The sequence below is a fragment of the Paraburkholderia sp. RL17-380-BIE-A genome, assembly GCF_046028085.1.
Lineage (GTDB): Bacteria > Pseudomonadota > Gammaproteobacteria > Burkholderiales > Burkholderiaceae > Paraburkholderia.
The window spans coordinates 414,656-435,363 of the sequence record NZ_JARESQ010000006.1 but is presented as its reverse complement, the minus strand read 5'-3'; the positions used below and the strand labels follow the sequence as shown (position 1 = coordinate 435,363).

At 61.1% G+C, this 20,708-nt stretch carries 19 protein-coding genes; 14 read left to right on the top strand and 5 right to left on the bottom strand.

Features of this window, described 5'->3' with window-relative positions:
* The first annotated feature begins 113 nt into the window (after positions 1 to 113).
* Positions 114 to 1,250 (top strand): porin, encoded by a 1,137-nt coding sequence (locus tag P0D68_RS13560; RefSeq protein ID WP_408294381.1) that lies wholly within the window; start codon positions 114 to 116, stop codon positions 1,248 to 1,250.
* Between the two features lie 49 nt (positions 1,251 to 1,299).
* Here P0D68_RS13560 and P0D68_RS13555 read toward each other — a convergent pair whose 3' ends face one another.
* On the bottom strand, positions 1,300 to 1,959 hold the full coding sequence (locus P0D68_RS13555) for a LemA family protein (protein WP_408294378.1): 660 nt from the start codon (positions 1,957 to 1,959) through the stop codon (positions 1,300 to 1,302).
* A 359-nt stretch (positions 1,960 to 2,318) separates the two neighbouring features.
* On the opposite strand from P0D68_RS13555, the gene P0D68_RS13550 reads away from it, so the two are divergent.
* Positions 2,319 to 4,448 carry an EAL domain-containing protein gene (locus P0D68_RS13550; protein WP_408468519.1) on the top strand — a complete coding sequence of 710 codons (2,130 nt, stop codon included), beginning with the start codon at positions 2,319 to 2,321 and terminating at the stop codon, positions 4,446 to 4,448.
* A gap of 235 nt (positions 4,449 to 4,683) precedes the next feature.
* Positions 4,684 to 5,928 (top strand): acyl-CoA dehydrogenase family protein, encoded by a 1,245-nt coding sequence (locus P0D68_RS13545; protein ID WP_408294372.1) that lies wholly within the window; start codon positions 4,684 to 4,686, stop codon positions 5,926 to 5,928.
* A gap of 115 nt (positions 5,929 to 6,043) precedes the next feature.
* On the opposite strand, the gene P0D68_RS13540 is transcribed toward P0D68_RS13545, so the two are convergent.
* Positions 6,044 to 7,159: a sigma-54 interaction domain-containing protein gene (locus P0D68_RS13540; RefSeq protein WP_408468518.1), complete on the bottom strand. Its 1,116-nt coding sequence runs from the start codon at positions 7,157 to 7,159 to the stop codon at positions 6,044 to 6,046.
* Positions 7,156 to 8,385, bottom strand: a complete 1,230-nt coding sequence (locus P0D68_RS13535; protein ID WP_408294366.1) for an acyl-CoA dehydrogenase family protein — start codon at positions 8,383 to 8,385, stop codon at positions 7,156 to 7,158. The genes P0D68_RS13540 and P0D68_RS13535 overlap by 4 nt, the downstream gene beginning before the upstream one ends.
* A gap of 541 nt (positions 8,386 to 8,926) precedes the next feature.
* On the opposite strand from P0D68_RS13535, the gene msuE reads away from it, so the two are divergent.
* From msuE to P0D68_RS13480, 11 genes are all read left to right on the top strand, one after another.
* Positions 8,927 to 9,508 carry an FMN reductase gene (msuE, locus tag P0D68_RS13530; protein WP_408294363.1) on the top strand — a complete coding sequence of 194 codons (582 nt, stop codon included), beginning with the start codon at positions 8,927 to 8,929 and terminating at the stop codon, positions 9,506 to 9,508.
* A 27-nt stretch (positions 9,509 to 9,535) separates the two neighbouring features.
* Positions 9,536 to 10,639: a dimethylsulfone monooxygenase SfnG gene (gene sfnG, locus P0D68_RS13525; protein WP_408294360.1), complete on the top strand. Its 1,104-nt coding sequence runs from the start codon at positions 9,536 to 9,538 to the stop codon at positions 10,637 to 10,639.
* A gap of 2 nt (positions 10,640 to 10,641) precedes the next feature.
* Positions 10,642 to 11,787: an AMP-binding protein gene (locus tag P0D68_RS13520; RefSeq protein WP_408294357.1), complete on the top strand. Its 1,146-nt coding sequence runs from the start codon at positions 10,642 to 10,644 to the stop codon at positions 11,785 to 11,787.
* An 18-nt stretch (positions 11,788 to 11,805) separates the two neighbouring features.
* Complete coding sequence (locus P0D68_RS13515) at positions 11,806 to 12,585, top strand: ABC transporter ATP-binding protein (RefSeq protein WP_408294354.1); 780 nt, start codon at positions 11,806 to 11,808, stop codon at positions 12,583 to 12,585.
* Positions 12,586 to 12,598: 13 nt separating this feature from the next.
* Positions 12,599 to 13,480 (top strand): branched-chain amino acid ABC transporter permease, encoded by an 882-nt coding sequence (locus tag P0D68_RS13510; RefSeq protein ID WP_408294351.1) that lies wholly within the window; start codon positions 12,599 to 12,601, stop codon positions 13,478 to 13,480.
* Between the two features lie 8 nt (positions 13,481 to 13,488).
* A complete protein-coding gene (locus P0D68_RS13505) occupies positions 13,489 to 14,556 on the top strand; it encodes a branched-chain amino acid ABC transporter permease (protein ID WP_408294348.1) in 1,068 nt (355 codons plus the stop codon).
* 57 nt (positions 14,557 to 14,613) lie between these two features.
* Complete coding sequence (locus P0D68_RS13500) at positions 14,614 to 15,975, top strand: ABC transporter substrate-binding protein (RefSeq protein ID WP_408294345.1); 1,362 nt, start codon at positions 14,614 to 14,616, stop codon at positions 15,973 to 15,975.
* 2 nt (positions 15,976 to 15,977) lie between these two features.
* Positions 15,978 to 16,826, top strand: coding sequence for an ABC transporter ATP-binding protein (locus tag P0D68_RS13495; RefSeq protein ID WP_408294342.1), 849 nt, complete (start codon positions 15,978 to 15,980; stop codon positions 16,824 to 16,826).
* 234 nt (positions 16,827 to 17,060) lie between these two features.
* Entirely contained in the window at positions 17,061 to 17,504 is a 444-nt protein-coding gene (locus P0D68_RS13490; RefSeq protein WP_408294340.1) for a hypothetical protein, read from the top strand.
* Positions 17,505 to 17,886: 382 nt separating this feature from the next.
* Positions 17,887 to 18,321, top strand: a complete 435-nt coding sequence (locus P0D68_RS13485; RefSeq protein ID WP_408294337.1) for a DUF1801 domain-containing protein — start codon at positions 17,887 to 17,889, stop codon at positions 18,319 to 18,321.
* A 203-nt stretch (positions 18,322 to 18,524) separates the two neighbouring features.
* The gene (locus tag P0D68_RS13480) at positions 18,525 to 18,836 is read left to right on the top strand and encodes a hypothetical protein (RefSeq protein ID WP_091806046.1); all 312 of its coding nucleotides are present in this window, start codon (positions 18,525 to 18,527) and stop codon (positions 18,834 to 18,836) included.
* A gap of 50 nt (positions 18,837 to 18,886) precedes the next feature.
* On the opposite strand, the gene trpS is transcribed toward P0D68_RS13480, so the two are convergent.
* Positions 18,887 to 19,915 carry a tryptophan--tRNA ligase gene (gene trpS, locus P0D68_RS13475; RefSeq protein ID WP_091806050.1) on the bottom strand — a complete coding sequence of 343 codons (1,029 nt, stop codon included), beginning with the start codon at positions 19,913 to 19,915 and terminating at the stop codon, positions 18,887 to 18,889.
* A 307-nt stretch (positions 19,916 to 20,222) separates the two neighbouring features.
* A complete protein-coding gene (locus tag P0D68_RS13470; protein WP_091806055.1) occupies positions 20,223 to 20,561 on the bottom strand; it encodes a hypothetical protein in 339 nt (112 codons plus the stop codon).
* Positions 20,562 to 20,708: the final 147 nt, after the last annotated feature.

Here is a 20,708-nt window from a genome sequence, read left to right as displayed (position 1 = left end):
TGAACAATTACAGGCAATCGGCCAGAAGCCGAGCCATTGCGCTTTCGGCGCACTTCGGGGACACACGCGGACACCGCCGCGGTGCGAGTCGTCACGCGCGGTTGCGAGTTGCTGTGGTTCTGGCTATCACGTCGCCATTCGTGCATGCGCAAGCTTCGTTGCGGCTGACAGGATCGATGGACGCCGGGATTGCATACGTTAGCGATGCAGGTAACGCGTCGGGACATCGGTCGGCCTGGCAAGCGAAGAACGGCGACGTCAACATCAGCCGCTGGGCGCTGACGGGCGAAGAACCCATTACCAGCGACCTGAATGCGCTCTTTACGCTGACCAACGGCTTTTCCGTCATGACGGGTACAGCCGCGCAGCAGGGCCGGCTGTTCGGGTTCCAGTCGTTCGTCGGGCTGGCCTCGAAGCGTTCAGGGACGGTTACGTTAGGCCGTCAGTTCGACGCGGTGGTTCAATACGTCGAGCCTTTCGCACTCGGTGGGACCGCCTACGGCGGAACAGCCTTCGCGCATCCGTACGACAACGATAATCTGGATAACTATACGCGTACGAACAACTCGGTCAAATACTCGAGCCCGGAGTTTCACGGTTTGACTTTCGGCGGAACGTACGGCTTTTCAAACAAGGCCGGGGCTTTTGACGACAGCCGTGAGTACAGCCTGGGCGCCAGCTACCACTATGGCGGAATGCGCGTGGGCGCAGGTTACTTCCAGTTCAACCACGCTTCGAATCTCGCCACCGCCAACACGAATGGTGCTGAGCCGGCGGGTGCGCCTTTTAACGCCGACCGTCAACGAACGTATGCGGTGGGAGGAAACTACCGGTACGACAACGCACTCGTCGGACTCGTGCTGAGCGAGACGCGGCTCGACAACGCGACGTCGATCAACAACGTCGCCGACACGGCCATTTCGTTGCCGCACGACGACATCCGTTTCGAGAACGCCGAAATCAACTTGCGCTACTTCATTACGCCTAAGTGGCATGTCTCGGCAAATTACGTGTTTACATACGGCCGCTTCGACACACCTACTGGCGTGCGCTATCCGAAATGGCACCAGCTTGGGCTGTTGAACACGTACTTCCTGTCACCGCGAACGGATGTGTACGCCGAAGCGTTACACCAGCGAGCGAACCAGTTGGAGGGAACGGGTATTCAGGGTGCCCAGATTTCTAATTTTTCTCGTGCCTCAGGGGCGAATCAATTCGTCGCTGCTGTCGGTTTGCGTCATCGCTTCTAAGGCGACGCCGCTTGCTCATCGCCGGCGACATGTGGGCTGCCTTTGGCGGCTAGACGCGTAGAGCACCGCGCAGTTCCCGGAAATCGATGTGCGGCAGGCTCCCCGATGGCCGACGGTCTGCCACGCTGAATACAGGTTTGTCGTGTTCGGCGCACAATTTTGCCGCGATGTTATGCGGGAACGTGTGCAATGCCGCATTGTAGATCTGGGCCGCTTCGTCGTAACGCGTGCGAGCGGCACCGATGCGTGTCGCCCAAAGGGCGAGGTTGCCTTGAAGCGCACGGAAGGTGGCGTCCGAATTGAGGCGCGGCTCGGATTCGGCTTCGACCATCAGCGCGGACACCGCTTCGGTAAGCTGCCTTTGCGCAACGTCGAAACGTTCGAATGCTATGGGACTATTTGCCAGCGCAGGCGTGGCCTCCATGGCAACGATCTGGGCGCGGACACTCGCCACCTCCGCGAGTACGGACGTCCCGTGTTTCAGCTTGGCCTGTGCGATTACTGTCACCTGGTCGACGAGCCGGAGCCGCTGCGAATAGAGATCCAGCACCTCGCTTAATGATGCCTTGAGTTCGGCGTCGTTCGGCGGCGCAATATAGGTGCCGCAGCCACCTGTTGCCAGAAGCGCAAAGGCAGCAGCCATGAAGCAAACCGTTTTCGTAAACGATCGGGTTGCCACATTGAACGCTGCGATCAGCGCCACTGTCATCGCGATTCCTTTCTGGTGACCAGAGGTTAAAGGAGTAGTCGCCGTGCGGCTTTGTCCCCATAACCCGCGACTTCGACCAGGTTAGACGAAGCGGCGCGGCTGAGTTTGACTACGATCAAGCGCGAGGCGCTGCATCGTTGAATATGGCTGAATATGGCGTTTGTCATGAGGGAATACGCCGATGCCCTATGATAGGGTTCACGTACATCCATTCATGCGATGCTGGGAATGCGGCCGTCTCATCGAAACCGCCTTGTTGGCGCCGGTGCTCGTCGCCGGATATGCGTCGCACTACCGACAGAAGAGACTGCAAGCTTATGGCGAATCCTGCGCAAAGCAGCGGCGCAATCAATCATTTGATGGATGACGAAGCGGATCTTTACGATCCAGCGCGCCGGCTCATTTTCACCGATCTGTTGAGCGCGATGACCGATCACGCCGCGCACATAGTGGACGCCTTTTATCTGAAACTGGCCGCACTGCCGAGGTCGAAAGCCATTCTCGAAGCGCTGTCGCCAGACGAACTGGAACACCTGAAAGCGAAGCAGCAGGACACGCTGTTGAAGATGGCGTCCCCCGATCTGACTGCACGGGAACATCGTGAAATGGCGTTGAGGGTGGGTCGCGTGCACGCGATTGTCGGCCTCGATCGCGAAGAACTGGTGCGCAGCAGGATCATCCTCTCGACTGAGATTCGTCGTTTGGTCGATACGGCGCAGCATAACGAGGCACTATCGCTGCTGGCGCGCCGGTTGACGCGCGATCTAGCCTTTCAGACCGAGGCCTATCAACAAGTCCAGGCGTCGCGGCAGCAGGTTCTCATGTCGCTCACACGTGTGGCGTGGGAGGCCGAAACTTATACCGAACTGATCGGCATCACGGTGAATCTCCTTAGCCGGCACGAAGAAGTCGCGGGATGTTCTGTTGGCCGCCCTGACTCACAGGGCGTGTTTCGGTTCGAGTCCGCGTCGGGCGGGGCGATCCGCACGTATGTTTCGCATGTCGAGGCCGGCAGCGAGCAGCAGATCACGACAGATCCGATGCAGCCGCAAGGGCAGGGGCCGGCAGGGCGCGCATGGCGCAGCGGCGAGGTGCAGCGAGTCGTCGATATCGCAACGGATCCGAGCATGGAGCCCTGGCGGGAGCGCGCCGAAACAGCGGGTTTTCGCTCCAGCATTGCCATTCCGTTGCGGCAGCCGGGCAAGACGGCGAATGCCATTCTTTCGCTCTACAGCCCCTATCCGGGAGGCTATTCGTCTGAAGATCAGAGTGCGTTCCTTGCCATGCTCCAGAGTCTGCTGGGGCTGGCGATCGACAGGATCGAGAACTTCGAAGGTCGCACGCGCACCGTTCCCTATACGCAGCGGCAGCGCTGGACCGAGCTTCTCCACTCTGACGCGTTACTGATGTATTACCAGCCTTTGCTCGACATCAGGACGGGGGAGGTCACCAAGATCGAGGCACTCGCCCGCCTGCGTGACGGCGCACATGTTCTAAGTCCGGCCGCATTTTTTCCAGTCATGTCGTCGAACGACTTTTTCGACCTCTATGTCAGCGGCCTGAACCAGGCGCTCGCGCAAAGAAATGTGTGGTTGGAGGACGGCATCGACCTTGCCGTCTCGATCAATCTGCCGCCCGCCGCACTCAGCGATGTCCGCTATTTCGCGGCGACGCAGCACGCGCTCACGCAGCACGGCTGCACACCGCATGTTCTCACGCTGGAGGTGCTGGAAACCGACGATCTGCCCGCGAGCAACGACGTTCTGCAGGCACTGAACCGCTTCAAGGCGCTGGGCGTGATTCTCGCGGAGGACGACCTAGGTTCCGGTCACAGCAGCCTGAATCGTCTGCGGCAGTTGCCGTTCGACTGGATCAAGATTGATCGCAACATCACGAACCTCGCAGACCAGGATGCCAATAGCGTATTGCGCTTTATCTATCAGTTGACGAGACTCGGCCACTCGCTCGGGAAGTCGGTGGTGGTCGAAGGTATCGAACACGTCGATCTGCTTGACGCGATCGGCATTCTAGGCGCGGATGCCGTGCAAGGCTTCGCGATCGCTGAGCCGATGCCCGCCGACCAGCTGGCAAACTGGCTGGTGACGCGCCCACGTACACTACGCACGCCACATGGCCTCGATCGCAACAGCGCATTCGTGAAGCTGGCGAAGTTGCTGATCTGGGAGGAGCGGCTGCATCTTGTGTCCGAGGACCGGCACGCATTGAGTCGGCTGGCAGACATCAGCAATACGGCGTCTGCGTCGAACGTCGGCGGCACGCTTGCGGAAGCGCCGCTCGCGTCCGCCTGTCAGATCTGCCCGTTCTCGACTTTCTTCTCCGATATGGATTCGATCTTCCCGGCCGGATTCGCCGATCAATCCGCCAAGCGCGCATTTATCGATACCGCAATCAACCATGGACCGCGCAGTGAAGCTTACCTGCTCGCTAGGGACGCGGTCGTCGAAGCGATTCTTGCGACAGCGGCGTGAGCGGCCGGTTTCCCCGACCGCGCTCAGACAGTCAGCCGCTACCGTGCTGTCGACTGCTCCCACGCAAGCAGCGCATCAGCACACTGCTTCGGCGCCAGCAGAGAAAACTCCGTGCGTTCCCGATTCATCAAGGCCGATAGACGGCTAGCGCGATGGCATGCCTTGTGCTCTTTGTCTTGACGAGAAGAGCCGGATCGCTCTGCCTCTTTCCACACATCGACCTTGGAGCAGGCGCATGACAGCACGAAACCAACACGAAACAGTGCCGCTTTCACGCGGCGCCGATTATGAGCAGCTGGCTGCCAGATTCCGCCCCATCTTCAGCCGGATCGCGGAAGGCGCGCTCGAACGCGAACGCACCCTTGCGTTGCCGCATGAGCAGATTGTCTGGCTGAAGGAAGCCGGCTTTGGCGCCGTCAGAGTGCCAGTGGAGTATGGCGGCGCGGGCGCGACGCTTGCGCAACTCGTGCAACTGCTAATCGAATTGGCCGAGGCCGACTCGAGTCTGCCTCAGGCACTGCGCGGCCATTTCGCTTTCGTCGAAGACAGGATCAACGCCGCGCCCGGCGCGTTGCGGGACAAATGGCTGGAACGCTTCGTGGCAGGTCAAATCGTCGGCAATGCGTGGACCGAAGTTGGCGCAGTCAAAATAGGCGACGTGATCACGCGTGTATCGCGCCGCGGTGACCAATGGGTCGTGAACGGAACCAAGTACTACAGCACGGGGAGCATCTTTGCCGACTGGATAGATGTCTACGCGCAGCGCGACGACACCGGCGCCGACGTGATCGCCGCGGTGAATACGCACCAGCCAGGCGTTAAACAAAGTGACGATTGGGACGGCTTTGGCCAGCGCACTACCGGAAGCGGGACTTCCGTATTCGAGAACGCCGTGGTCGATGAAGAGAATATCATCGACTTCTCCACCCGCTTCAAATACCAGACGGCGTTCTATCAGCTCGTATTGATCGCCGTGATCGCGGGCACCGGGCGTGCGGCATTGCGTGATATCTCGCACGAGGTGCGAAAGCGCACCCGTATCTATAGCCACGGCAACGCGCCGCGCGTGAGTGAAGATGTCCAGGTTCAGCAGGTGGTGGGGCAGATCGCGGCGCGCGTGTACGCCGCGGAAGCGGTGGCCGTGCGGGCGGCAGAGCCCTCGCAAAGAGCGTACGAAACGCGCTTCGGCGCGGATCGTGAGGCAGAACAGGCTGCAAACGTAGCGGCCGAAATAGAATCCGCCAAGGCGCAGGTGGCCGTGGCGGGTTTGATCCTCCAGGCGACCACCGATCTGTTCAACGCGCTCGGTGCGTCGGGCGTCAGCGAAGGCAAACTATTGGATCGACACTGGCGGAACGCACGCACGGCGGCATCGCACAATCCGCTGATCTACAAGGAGCGGATCATCGGCGACTGGGAAATCAACGGCACGGAGCCGCCCTTCGTCTGGCAGATCGGCAACAGCAGAACAGTGGCCTGATCCGCTTTAGCCCGCGGCGCGCGGTGTCATGTGGGCCGGTCGCACGGCCGGTCCGCTTCGAGATACAAAAACGGTGCTCGAAATGAAGTATCGGCCCCGCCACAAGCAATTGCACTCATTTCTGCGCCGAGATCTGCTTCGCTCGAATCAGACGGGCTCGCAGCACGTTGCGGCTGATGCCGAGGAGCCTCGCCGCCTGAATCTGATTGCGATAGCAGAAGTCGAACGCCACGCGCATCACGGTGTCTTCGATCTGTTCGAACAGGTTGCCTTCGGCGTTGCCAAAGAGATGACGCAGCGCCTCCTCCAACCCTTCAAGCGGGGTAGTGGAAGGCGGCTCGTTGGCAGGGCGTCGCGATGCGTCCGTCCCGAAGGACGATATCTGCAAATCGCCCTCGCCGAGTGAATCGCTGCGGCACACCAATAACGCGTAGTGAATGACGTTTTCGAGTTCGCGAATGTTGCCGGGCCAGCTATGTGCCAGCAGCTTGCGCTCGGCGCGCGGCTCGATGCCCACAGGACCATAGCCCAGGCGGTTGCGATACTCTTCGATGAAATATCGGGCTAGCGGCAGGATATCGCCCGGCCGGTCTCGCAGTGTCGGCACAGCCAGATGCACGACATTGAGGCGATAAAACAGGTCCTCGCGGAAATGCCCCGCCGCTACGGCGTCCTGAAGATGTACATTGGTGGCGGCCAGAACGCGCACGTCGATCGGAATGCTTCGGCGTGAGCCGAGCCGCACGATCTCCCGCTCCTGCAGCACGCGCAGCAGTTTGACCTGCATCGAGAGCGGCAGATCGCCTATCTCGTCCAGAAACAGCGTGCCGCCGTTGGCCGCTTCGAACCAGCCGGGTTTCGCGCAGAACGCGCCGGTGAAGGCGCCTTTCTCGTGGCCGAACAATTCGCTTTCCACCAGCGACTCGGAAAACGCGCCGCAGTTAACCGCCACGAATGGCCCGTCCTTGCGAGCGCTGAGGTTGTGCACATGGCGCGCAACCAGTTCTTTGCCGGTTCCTGTCTCACCGATCACGAGCACGTTGGCGTCGCTCGGCGCGACCATGCGAATGCGTTCGAGCAAAGCCACCGATTGCGGGTCGGAGAAGACCTGGGCCGTGGCGCGAATGGAGGTCGTCAGCGCCCGCTTGTCGGGCATGGTCAGCAAAGGTGGTGCGTCCGTTCGCGCCATGGCGGACCTGTCCGGTATCGCGTGATTGAGTGAGTAGTTCATGAATAAAAACTCGGCGTCGGATAGCGTTGCGTCAGGGCCCATTCGCCGATTTCTCTAAGCTTATAGGCGAGGGGATCGTGGAGCGTATGGGTGCGCAAATTTCGCCAATGGCGGTCCAGCCTCAGTGCGCCGTGCGTTGCGCGCGCGCCGGCTACGTCGAACATGCGGGTACAGATACTGAGCCCGATTTCGGTGGCGGCGACTTTGGCGGTTGCCACCGCCAAAGCCACTTCGCCACGCTCGGCGTCGGTCAAGGCATCTTCCTGGGTCCAGGCAGCATCGAAGCGATCGGCGGCGCGGTCGGTCAATAACCGCGCCGCTTCGAGGCCCGCCCAGAACTCACCGTATTGGCCAAGAATATAAGGATCCGCCGAAGTGGTTTGCACGCCGGACGCGTGCCACGGACGCGCCTCGTGCAAGGTGTAGTGGCGCGCGTCGTTGAAGGCGCTTTCCCCGATGCTGAGATAGATATTCGTGAGGATCAGTTGCGCGAGCAACGGGCGCAGGCAGGCGAACGGCGTCGACAATGGACCAGGGTCGGTCAGAATCTCGTGGTTTTCCACGCGCACCTTTTCCAGCGTCACCGTGCCGCTATCCGTTTGCCGTTGACCGATGTTGTTCCAGTCCTCCGCGACTGAGATGCCTGTTCTTCCGGTCGGCACAGCCGCGACCAGCAGCGTTCCAGTCGCGGCGTCGCGCGCGGACGCAATCAGCATTTCGGAATCGAGCGCGCCGGAACAGAAACTCTTCTGTCCGCTGAACTCCCGCCAATCCGCGTGCGAGTGGCTCACGGCCCGCTCATCGAGTGGATTGAGCGCATTCCCCCAGAACCATTGATGGCGGGCAGTCTGCTCGAACCAGGCGCGCCACTGCTGCGGCGCGCCGAACAGACGCACGGTCGCCAGCATCAGGTGATGAAAGCCGAATATATGGCCGAGTGAACTGTCGGCGCGGCCAAGGGTGCGAATCACGTCCAGGGTCTGCCGCCAGTTGGCGCCGAGACCGCCGTGCGCCAGAGGAATGCTCATGGCGAGCAGACCGCTGGCGCGCAATGCGTCGCGTTCGGCTTTCGGTGTGCCGCCCTGCGCGTCGCGCTCAGCGGCAGTCGTGGCAAACGCTACCGCGAGCCGCTGCGCAATCCGCAATGGCGTGTCAGTTACCGGCACGGTCTCCGGTTCCGGCAGCAGGGAAGCCGGCGCATCCGGCAATACGTAGGTCGAATTCATAGGGACAAAGACACTCGCTGCGCTCCGTGCGGGCGTGGATCATCATGTGTCGGCTGACGGATGTGGAACGGCGTCGATCAGCGTTGCTTCCTGAGAGACGTATTCTGACGATCTACCGCAACTTCCGATGCATTTTGTTGTGGTAACCAAAGTCGAATTGCTGATTACGCAGCAGCGTCGTTATGGACGCAGCCTCTGCATCAGCATTCCAACCACGTGGCTCCTCTCAGGCAACGATTCTGTCGCGATACTGAAAGCCTGCGTGCGTCTCGCCTATACCCGGTGCTGCTGCTCCAGCAGCAGCACTGAGGCCATATTGCTTCACCAGCTTCATACGTCAGCCTGAAATGGTTTCATGCCACGGCGATATGCGGCCGGTCGATCGCCTCAGACCGTTATGCCCGCTGGCTCAGCGCTCCTTCGGGACAAATCGGCACGCTCGTGCCGAACAGGATGTATGGGCCAAACACCGGATGGCATGGTCTTCGCTAAATAAGCTGCAGTCCCGACTAATTCGTTGTCGATTGAAAGGATTGTTCGCATGAGCAACAGATTGAAAGTGGTCGCTGTCTCCGGTGGCTTGCAGCGGCCGTCACGCACACTCGTCGTGGTCGAGCGTGTGCTCGCCGCACTTGGCGACGCGGTGCCCGTCGATACGCACCTCATCGAACTCGGTCAGATCGCACCGAGCCTCGCCGGTGCGGTTCATCGCGCCCATGTCCCGGCTGACATCGAGGCGCACATCAAGGCGATCGAGTCGGCCGACTTGCTGGTCGTGGCGAGCCCGGTCTATCGGGCGTCGTATACGGGACTCTTCAAGCACCTGTTCGATCTCGTGCATCACGAGGCGCTGTTCGATGTACCGGTTCTGCTCGCGGCAACTGGCGGCAGCGAACGTCACGCGCTCGTCATCGATCATCAGCTACGTCCGCTGTTCAGCTTCTTTCAGGCACGCACGCTGCCGCTCGGCGTGTATGCGTCGGAGGCCGATTTCAACAGCTATGCGATTTCGAATCCGGCACTGGAAGAACGCATCCAGCTGGCGGTGTCGCGCGCATTGCCATGGCTCCATGCAGGGCGACCCCCCGCTTCGTTTCCGCAAGCCGCAACAGCGGCTGCATAGACTCTCTACTCAATCATCAGGATCACTATGAGCCAGAACCACTCTCAAGACGACGCCGTCAAGTTCGCCTACTGGGTGCCCAACGTCAGCGGCGGGCTGGTCGTCAGCACGATCGAGCAGCGTACCGACTGGAGTCTCGAGTACAACCAGAAGCTCGCGCAGACCGCGGAACAGGCCGGCTTCGAATACGCGCTGAGCCAGATCCGTTTCACGGCCGGCTACGGCGCCGACTCGCAACACGAATCGGTTTCGTTCAGTCAGGCCCTGTTGCACGCTACGACCAAACTGAAAGTTCTGGCGGCGATTTTGCCGGGCCCGTGGCACCCCGTTGTGGTTGCCAAACAGCTTGCCACGATCGACCATATTTCGAATGGCCGCGTTGCGATCAACGTGGTGAGCGGCTGGTTCAAAGGGGAGTTCACCGCGATCGGCGAACCGTGGCTTGAACACGACGAACGCTATCGCCGTTCGAACGAATTCATTCAGGCGCTCAAGGGCATCTGGACTCAGGACAACTTCACCTTCAAGGGCGACTTCTATCGTTTCAACGATTACACGCTGAGTCCAAAACCCGTCCAGAAGCCGCATCCGGAGATCTTCCAGGGCGGCAGTTCGCGCGCCGCGCGCGACAACGCCGCCAGTGTTTCAGATTGGTATTTCACCAACGGCAATACGCCGGAGAACCTGAAAGCCCAGATCGACGACATCCAGGCCAAGGCAGCGAAAAACAATCACAAGGTGCGCATCGGCGTGAACGCGTTTGTGATAGCCCGCGATACCGAGGAAGAGGCCCAGGCGGTACTCGCCGACATCATCAAGCACGCGCACGTCGAAGCCGTGCATGCATTCGGCGACGCCGTCAAGCAAGCCGGCAAAGCTTCGCCGGAGGGCGAGGGCAATTGGGCCAAGTCGAGCTTCGAAGATCTCGTGCAATACAACGATGGCTTCCGCACCAATCTCATCGGCACGCCGCAACAGATCGCCGAGCGCATCGTCGAACTGAAATCGGTGGGCGTGGATCTGGTGCTGACCGGCTTCCTCCATTTCATCGAAGAAGTGGAGTATTTCGGCAAACGGGTCTTGCCGTTGGTGCGCGAGCTCGAACGCAAGCAGCAGGCCAAGGCGGCCTGATCATGGCGAACGCTCAACCGTCGACGCTGCCAGACTGGCTGCGCCATCAGGCGCAGCACCGGCCGCATGCCATCGCGTTACGCCACAAGCGGTTAGGCGCGTGGCACGGGCTGTCCTGGCACGGGGTGGCCACGGCGGTTGAATACCTCGCCGCCGGTCTCGCACTGCGTGGTTTTTCGGCGGGCGACGCGCTGCTATTGGTTAGTCATCCGCGTGAGGAGGCGCTGCTGCTGTCGCTCGCGGCGCAGTGGAACGGCGGCGTGGCGATACCGCTCGACCCGCAACTCACCGACGACGCTTTGCGCGCCGTTCTCACGCATCTTGCCCCACGTTTCGTGTTCGCTGAAGACGACAGTCAGGTGGATCGTCTTCTGGCGCACGAAGGATTGCGCGTGATCGACGCCAATCCGCGCAATCTGACGCCGCACCCGCATGCGGCCGTGACCGACTATCGCACGTTGGCGGTTCAGCACGAAGGCGGTTTCGCGTCCACCGCTCATTCGCGCGACGACGCCTTCGTCTTCGTGCGGCTCGATGCAACCGGGCAACTCGTCGCGCAGCGTTTTTCCCATGCGACGCTGATACAGGAAGCCCAGCGACTCGTCGGCACGGAGAAACTGACCGCGGACGACGAAGCGTTTGCCGCGCGCGCATTCGCGGCGGCCGCGCAGGCGCGCTACCTGATCGCGCCCTGGCTGCTGAGCGGCTTTCGCCTGAATTTCCCGGAGTCGCTCGCGACCCGCGACAACGATCGGCGTGAACTCGCGCCAACGCTGGTCGCCGGCACGCGCGAAACCTATGCCCGCGTGGCCCAACTGGTCGACGACCGCTTGCCGGGCGCACGCTCCTGGCGGCGCCGCCTGATCAGCCGGGCGCAGCGCAGGCAGGGTGGCCCGCTGTTGCGCACTTTGACCTGGTGGCTCATTACCCGTCCGTTGCGCGAAGTGATCGGCTTTTCGCGCGCGCATGCCGCGCTCGTCATCGGCCCACCGCTCGACGAACGAACCGCCGCGCTATTCGCCGCGTTACGTGTCGATGTGCGGGCGTGGCCCGATACCGGCGAGTGGCGGCGCGTCGAACAGCAGCGCGAGGCACCGGCACGCGAGCGCTACACGGCGGACGGCGCCGCGGAACAACCGGCTTATTGACGCATGACCCAACCTTCCATGACTACGCCTTCCAACGCGCTGTTGTCGCTCGATCACATCTCGCTGTCTTTCAAGGGCGTGAAGGCGATAACCGATATCAGCTTCGCGGTGCGCACGGGTGACATCTGCGCATTGATCGGCCCGAACGGTGCGGGCAAGAGCTCGCTGCTCAATGTGATCAACGGGGTCTATCAGCCGCAGCACGGCAGCGTGCATTTCGACGGCCACGCCTACCGGCGGATGAATCCTTATCACGCCGCGCACAGCGGCATTGCGCGCACGTTTCAAAACATCGCGCTGTTTCGCCGCATGAGCGTGCTGGACAACGTGCTCACTGGCCGCAATCTGCACCGGCGCAGCACGTGGCTTGAACAGACCTTGAACATCGGCCGCGCGCGCAGCGATGTAACGGCACAACGCCGCTATGCCGAGGTCGTGATCGACGCGCTCGACCTGCAGCGCTATCGGCATACCACCGTCGGCACGCTGCCTTATGGCGTGCAAAAGCGCGTTGAACTGGCCCGCGCGCTCGCCGCCGAGCCGCGCCTCCTGCTGCTCGATGAGCCGATGGCCGGCATGAATGCCGACGAAAAGCGCGCCATGGCCGGCTATGTGCTCGACGCCAATACGCAATTCGGCGTGACGGTCGTGCTGATCGAGCACGATATCGGCGTGGTCATGGATCTGTCGGATCACGTGGTCGTGCTCGATTACGGCAAGAAGATCGCCGACGGCGCCCCCGCCGACGTTCGCGGCAACCCGGACGTGCTGGCCGCCTATCTCGGCACCCGTCATTGAGAGACTGGACATCATGGGATTTTTTCTCGAAGTACTCGTGGGCGGCTTGTTGGCCGGCGTGATGTATTCGATGGTCGCGATCGGTTTCGTGCTGATCTATAAAGCGTCCGGCGTATTCAATTTCGCGCAGGGGTCGATGGTGCTGTTCGGCGCGCTGACCTACGTGAGCCTCGTCGAGCGGCATGTGAACCCCGTGCTCGCGTTCGGCGTGACGCTGGGGGCGTTGGTGTTGATTGCGCTGCTGATCGGCCGTCTCGTGCTGCGCCCGCTCGTGAATCGGCCGCCCATTGTGCTGTTCATGGCGACCTTGGGCCTGAGCTTCATTCTCGAAGGGGCCGCGCAACTGTTCTGGGGCGCCCAGGTACACGGACTGGATCTGGGCATCGACGACAAGCCGCTGAATGTCGGCGGCATCATGATCAGCCTGTTCGACATCTTTGCCGCGGCTACCGCCGGCGTGCTGGTGATCGGCCTGTCGCTGCTGACCAACCGCACGCGGCTTGGGTTGTCGCTGCGCGCCGTCGCTGACGACCCGCTCGCCGCGCTGGCCATCGGCGTGCGACTGCCGCGTGTCTGGGCGATCGTCTGGGCGCTGGCCGGCTTCGTCAGCCTCGTCGCGGGCCTGTTGTGGGGCGCACGGCTCGGCGTGCAGTTCTCCCTGTCGCTGGTCGTGCTGAAGGCGCTGCCTGTGTTGATCATCGGCGGATTTTCTTCGATCGGCGGGGCCATTGTGGGCGGTCTCCTGATCGGCGCGTCCGAGAAACTTGCCGAGGTGTACGTCGGCAGTCTGCTCGGCGGCGGTATTGAAAACTGGTTTCCCTATCTGCTCGCCATGCTATTTCTGCTCGCGCGGCCGGTCGGTCTATTCGGCGAACCCGCCGTCGAACGCGTGTGAGGCCGCCCATGTCATCTCTTCACGCCGTTCTGAACGCCCCGCGCAAGTTCCAGTCCTACCCGCAGCGAAAGCGGCTGCTGAAGGTCTCGCTCGCGGTGCTTCTCGTGCTGATCGCGTTCATCGCCATTCCGGTATTTGGCAACGACTATTGGCTCAACGCGATTCTGATTCCGTTCCTCGTGCTGTCACTGGCGGGACTGGGTTTGAATCTCGTCACCGGTTATGCGGGACAGCTCTCGCTGGGTTCCGCGGCCTTCATGTCGGTCGGCGCTTATGCGACCTACAACCTCATGGTGCGAGTGCCGGCCTTGCCGCTGCCGGTCGATCTGTTGCTCGGTGGCCTGATTACCGCCGTGGTAGGCGCGCTGTTCGGTTTGCCGAGTTTGCGTATCAAGGGCTTCTACCTGATCGTCTCGACGCTGGCCGCGCAGTTCTTTGTCGAGTGGATCTTTACCCGAGTGAGCTGGTTTTCCAACGACGATACCTCGGGCGTACTCAGCACGCCGCGCCTAAGTGCCTTTGGCTGGAAGATCGATACACCCGCTGCACGTTACCTGTTCGTGCTTGGCGTGACCTCCGCGCTATTCGTTCTGGCGGCCCGTCTCGTACGGAGCGAACTTGGCCGGCGCTGGATGGCGGTGCGCGACATGGACACCGCGGCACGCGTGATCGGCATTCCCGTCGGCCGTACCAAGCTGCTCTCATTCGCACTGAGTTCTTTCGTGATCGGCATTGCCGGCGCGCTCTGGGCGTTTGCGTATCTGGGTACGGTCGAGCCGCACGGTTTCGATCTAAATCTGTCGTTCCAGGTGTTGTTCATCATCATCATCGGCGGCATGGGCAGTATCGGCGGGAATTGCCTGGGCGCGGCCTTCATCGTCCTGCTGCCCATTCTTCTCTCCAATGCGGCGGGCGCGTTCGCTACCGTCGGTATCGAAGCCGGCCAGTTGCAGAACCTGCAGAAGATACTTTTCGGCACGCTGATTATCGTGTTTCTGATCAAGGAGCCGGATGGCCTCGCAAGACTGGTTCATACCGTGCGTAATCGTCTGCGCGACTGGCCGTTGCGTGCATAGCCCTCTTTCTCTCGTCGTTTTTCAAATCGCCGTTTATCCATTCAAGGTCCATTTAGTATGAATTTCATCGACTCCTTCAAGAGGCGCGGGATCGTATCGCGCGTGGCCGCTGCCGCCACCCTGACGCTTGCCCTCACTGCCGCGTTCGTCCCCACTGCGCAGGCCGCGGGCGAAGAATACTTCCCGCTGCAAAGCTATCGGGTCGGTCCGTATGCGGCGGGCGGCAGTGGTTTCTTCGGCGGCTTCATCGACTATATGAACCTCATCAATAAACGCGATGGCGGCGTCAATGGCGTGAAGCTGACATGGAGCGAATGCGAAACCGAATACGTCGTGGAAAAGGGCGTGGAATGCTATGAGCGGCTCAAGAGCGGGCTAAAGGGCGCGCCCGCAGCGGCGACTAATCCGCTTTCGGTCGGCATCGCCTACGCGACGCTCGACCGGTCCACTGCCGACAAGATTCCGCTGATCACGATCAATCACGGTCGCACGGATTCCACCGACGGCGCGGTCTTTCCGTATGTCTTCCCGCTGCAACTCAACCCGTACAGCGAAGTGTCCGCGATCGTCAATTACATCGGTCAGCAATCGGGCGGTTTGAACCAGCTCAAGGGCAAAAAGATCGTGGTGCTCTACCACGGTTCTCCGTATGGCCGCGAGACGATTCCCGTGCTGGACGCATTGGCCAAAAAATACGGCTTTGAGCTCACGCAGATCGAAGTACCGCATCCTGGCAACGAACAAGGCTCGCAGTGGCTCACCATTCACCGGATCAATCCCGACTGGGTGATTCTGCGCGGCTGGGGAGTCATGAATCCGGTCGCGTTGAAGTCGGCCCAGAAAGTGGGCTTTCCGGCCAATCACATCATCGGCAACATCTGGAGTAATTCGGAAGAAGATGCACGCCCGGCAGGCGACGCCGCGAAGGGCTTTATTTCGATCACGACGCATCCTTCGGGGACCGACTTTCCCGTCATTCAGGCGATCAATCAATATGTGATCAAAGCCGGCGACGGTAACCTGAAAGATCCCGCTCGCTTCGGCACGGTCTACTACAACCTCGGCGTGGTCAACGGTATTCTGAATGTCGAAGCGTTGCGTGTGGCGCAAGCGAAATTCGGCAACAAACCGCTCACCGGTGAACAGGTGCGCTGGGGCTTCGAGCATCTGAATCTTGACGACGCACGTCTCAAACAATTGGGTGCGTACGGGCTGGTTCAGCCGTTGAAACTGTCGTGCTCCGATCACGAAGGCGGCGGCGCAGTGCGGTTCCAGCAATGGGACGGCCAGCAATGGAAGGTCATTAGCGGCTGGGTGCAGGCAGATCGTGCACTGCTACGTCCCATCATCGAGAAGTCGGCGAACGCGTACGCCAAGGAGAAGGGCATTACGCCGCGCGATTGCAGCAAGGATATCTGAGCATGAGCGCCGCCCCGATTCTGCAGGTCGAAGATATTGCCGTGACGTATGGCCAGCTCATCCCGGCATTGCGCGGTGTTTCGCTGACGGTGCCGACCGGCGCGATCGTTGCGCTGCTGGGCGGCAATGGCGCGGGCAAGACCACCACGCTGAAGGCTGTCTCGAGCCTGATCCGCGCCGAGCGGGGCGAACTGACCTCAGGCCGCATCGCGTATCGCGGCGATGCGATTACCGACGCGGATCCGTGGACGCTCGCCGAGCGTGGGCTCGTCCAGGTACTGGAGGGGCGGCGTTGCTTTGCGCATCTGTCGGTCGAAGAAAACCTGCGGCTGGGGGCGTTCGTGCGGCGGCCAGGACGGGCGGAACTGGAGGCTGACCTCGAGCGCACCTATGGCATTTTTCCGCGGCTCAAGGAGCGTCGCAGGACGCTGGCGGGCTATACGTCCGGTGGCGAACAGCAGATGGTCGCGATTGGCCGCGCCTTGATGGCGCGGCCCGCCCTGATCTTGCTCGACGAGCCGTCAATGGGGCTCGCTCCGCAGGTCGTTGAAGAAATCTTCGAGACTGTGGCGGCCCTCAATCAGGACCATGGCGTGAGTTTCCTGCTGGCCGAACAGAACGCCGCGATCGCTTTGCGCTACGCCCAAACCGGGTATGTACTCGAAAGTGGCCGAGTAGTCGCGCGAGGCTACGCGCATACGCTGCTGGAACTCGACACGCTGCGCGATGCCTATCTGGGGAGTGGCAAAGCCGCTATTGACGGTTTGCCGCAAGCGTCTCGCCGTTCGCGAGGGCAGCGTGCGATCTCAAACGCCGGGACGGATTCGCTTTCGGTCGGGCAGCACGGGTAAGGGCAGCGCTGTGCGTTGCATGGGCTCGGTCCGATCGGGCCTTTGCCTGGCGGCCGAGCTTCTCCATTCGGCAACTGCAGACTTCAAACTGCCCCGCATCGCGCGGGGCATGGCTTTCCCTTAAAAGCCCACGCCACCGCAAGAGAGAGTACCTTTCGATAATGGATTCCGCCCGGTTGCCCTCCCGCGAGCAGTCGGCTACCTTGAACCCAGTCCGCTATCGGAGGATCTGCCGTGAATACCAAGCAAAGCAAAAAGGAACACCTCGACGCTGCTGCATCGCATCATGAGCAAGCAGCGCGATTTCACCGGGAGGCGTCGCAGTATTACGAGGCGGGCAAGGATTACGATCACGCTGCCCACCAGGCGGTATTGGCGCAAGGCCATGCACTATTTGCCATCGCAGAGTCTAATCTCGCCGCCAAACATACCGGCGCGCCATTGCCGGCAGGGTCCATTGAAAGCGGTTTGACTGCCGCAAAACATCACGCCGCCGCGTCGGAACTTCACACGCAGGCCGCGCAGCACATGCGCCGCGCTGCAAAAGTTTTTGACGACGATCGCAGCGCGGTTGCCCATGAAACGCAGTTGGGGTTTTCTCTTGCCTCGCGCGCGGTCGCGCACGGCAACGAGGCAGCCAGGCAATATGTCGCGTCGCTACGGGAAAAGAGCGCTTGATTTTTATCTGTCGGCGATGCGCGTGAGCACTTCCCGGACAGCGCGGCACTGACTTTAGGCTGAAGGATGTAATTGATCCGTTGCATCGCGGCTTCTGGATGAGGCGCGTCTTTCGGGATACCTATCAGATCGAACCACGGCATGGCCGTGCCTTTCGGAATGACGTAGCGAACTTCGCAGGCAACGCTATTCCTGCTCATCCTTGACGAAGAGGCGGAAGCGCTCTGATGTTGGGATGTTCGTGTGCGGCGAGTGCCTTCCCGGCTTTCTATTCGACACGGCAAGGGAAATCGTCGAGAATCGGTTGTAGTCACCACGCCGACTCGTCTGACAATGCCGCCGCTCCAAGCATTGCGGCTCTACGAAACGGAACCAGAATTCGATGAATAAAGATCCAGCGAATCCATCGGAACGCATCGATCAGCTGATCGCAGAACTAACGGATTGGCGCGGAAAAACATTCGCCAGTATCCGCAAGATCATTCTTGAGACCGACGAGGAGATTGTCGAGGAATGGAAGTGGATGGGCAGTCCCGTGTGGTACCGCGACGGAATGATCGCGGTCGCCAACGCCCACAAAGGCAAGGTGAAACTCACGTTTGCAAACGGAGCGAGCCTCGCGGATCCCGACAAGCTCTTCAACGCAGGCCTCGAAGGCAACGCACGACGGGCAATCGATTTCTTCGAGGGCGACAAGGTCGAGGCGCGTACTCTAAAAAAACTCATCCGTGCCGCGATTGATTACAACCAGAGCAAATTGAAGAAGAAAGCGCCTGCGACTAAGCGGGCGAAAGCCGACAAAAGCGACGAGGCCTGAAGCTATGGCTATGCTTACGTGGTATCCCGCCGGCGGCATCAAGCCTCGCCCCCTCTCGCGAATACCGTACGCATCCAACGTTGCGCGAACCGCATAACCCAATCCGTCACACTAGACGCCCACAATTAGACCCGTTAGTCTGAGAGCGTTGCGCGACGTAGTTTGGCTATGCTGTTCCTAACCGACAACGTGGGAGCCGAATCATGGAAGTGAGCACGGAAGCGCTTGTTGACATGCTGAGAGAGGTTGAAGCCGACGACCCGATCGACTACGCCGATCTTCCTTTCGGAGAGCAGGAGCTCAGGCGTCTTGTCATGACTTCTCTCGTCGAGCGCCACCATCAGGTGGAAGCCGGCAACCTGTCGGTGTCCGACATTCATGCGCTGTATCTTCTCAGCACCGCCAAGCTTGTGCTCGAAAACACCGTGCTTCACGCCAGGCTGCTTCTGCTTCAAGGGCAGCAGATCGATGTGCAGTCGCTGCTGGCTCCGTTCACGCTGAAAGGCAAGCCGTAGGCCGGCAAGGCGGAGCGCCCGGCTACCGGGCGCCTTGCCGCCACGTGCGCTCAGTTCTCGAAATAGTTCAGGCCGAGCGCGCCCTTCACCTCCGACACCGTCGCGCCTGCCACTTCCCGTGCGCGCAGCGTGCCGCGGCGCAGGACGTTGAGGACCTCCGCACGGTCGGTTTCGAACTCGCGGCGGCGCTCGCGAATGGGGGCGAGCATCGATTGCAGACGTTCGTTCAGCACGCGCTTGACCACGCTGTCGCCAAGGCCGCCGCGGCGATAGTGCGCCTTCAGTTCGTCGACCATGGGTACGTCGGGCTCGAACGCGTCGAGGAACGCGAACACCACGTTGCCTTCCACCTGGCCCGGGTCGCTCACGCGCAAATGGTTGGGGTCCGTGTACATGTTGTTCACGGCCTTCGTGATTTCGTCGGGAGTTGCGCCCAGCGTAATGGCGTTACCCAGCGATTTGCTCATCTTCGCCTTGCCGTCGATGCCAGGCAGCCGCGCGACGTGCGAGAGCACCGCTTCGCATTCGACCAGCACCTGTTTGTCGACCGTGTTGTTGAAACGGCGCACCAGTTCGTTGGTTTGTTCGATCATCGGCAACTGGTCGTCGCCCACGGGCACGCGCGTCGCCTTGAACGCCGTGATGTCCGCGGCCTGGCTCACCGGATACGTCAGAAAGCCGGCGGGGATGTCCCGCTCGAAACCGCGCAGCACGATTTCCGCCTTGATGGTGGGATTGCGTTCGAGGCGCGCGACCGTCACGAGATTGAGCAGATACTGGGTCAATTCCGCCAGCTCCGGCACCTGCGACTGGATGAAGATGGTCGACTTGGCCGGGTCGATGCCGACGGCGAGGTAATCGAGCGCCACCTCGATCACGTTTTCCGTGACTTTCTGGTGACGGCCCACGTTGTCGGTCATGGCCTGTGCATCGGCAAGCAGCAGGAATTGCTGCGCTTCGTGCTGAAGCTGCACGCGCGAGCGCAGCGAGCCGATGTAATGGCCAAGGTGAAGCGGACCGGTCGTGCGGTCGCCGGTGAGAATAATGGGCGGGTTCGTCGTCTGGTTTGCGTCTGTCATGGTCTGGGTTCTGCGTTTTGTCGATACCACCAGCCGTCAGCGCGCAGAAACGAAAATGCCGCCAGGACTGGCGGCATCACGTTTCGATGGACGAGTGGAAACGGGCCGCCTAAGTCAGGCGCGCCACCAACAACTCAACGTGATCGGCTTCGTATCCATGAACGGAGTATAACGCGGCGGATCGCCATGCCGCCAACCACGCACCGGACGATGTCGTAACCCGGCGCCGCGGCCGTTCTCTCGACACCCCCGCCCGGAGCGTGCAGACGGCTTCCCCACACGAAGCCGCCGCCCCGCGCGTTACCGCCTAAGCCGCGGAGAAAACGACCGCCGCGGCGTTCTCCACCTGCGTGAAAGTGCGGACAAAACGATAGGCCTGGCCGCCAATTTCCATCTCGTTGATGCCCGAGCGGGTCAGCTCCAGCATGTCATTGGCGAGCGGGATGGAGATCGTGCCGACCTTCTTCATTTCCTCGAGCAGGCCGGCCGGGTCGCCGAGGTAGATGGTGCAAGCGTCGTTCGTATGGCGCGTCATGACCACGCTCGCCGCCTTGTCGAGGGAAAGCTCGAGATATTCGACCAAGGTCTGCAGCGACTCCGGCACGGGTTCGTGAGAGACGTGCATCGATGTATTTGCGACTGTCATTGTGGTCCCCCATCGTGCCAATGTCCGGGCAGTCCGCTGGAGATCAGCGGTGCATCCACTATACGGCATCGTACATCGATACTCGATCCGTCCAGAAGGCCTTGGACGATACCGTGAATGCCGGGCTTCATCGCTCTTGCGCAGCGT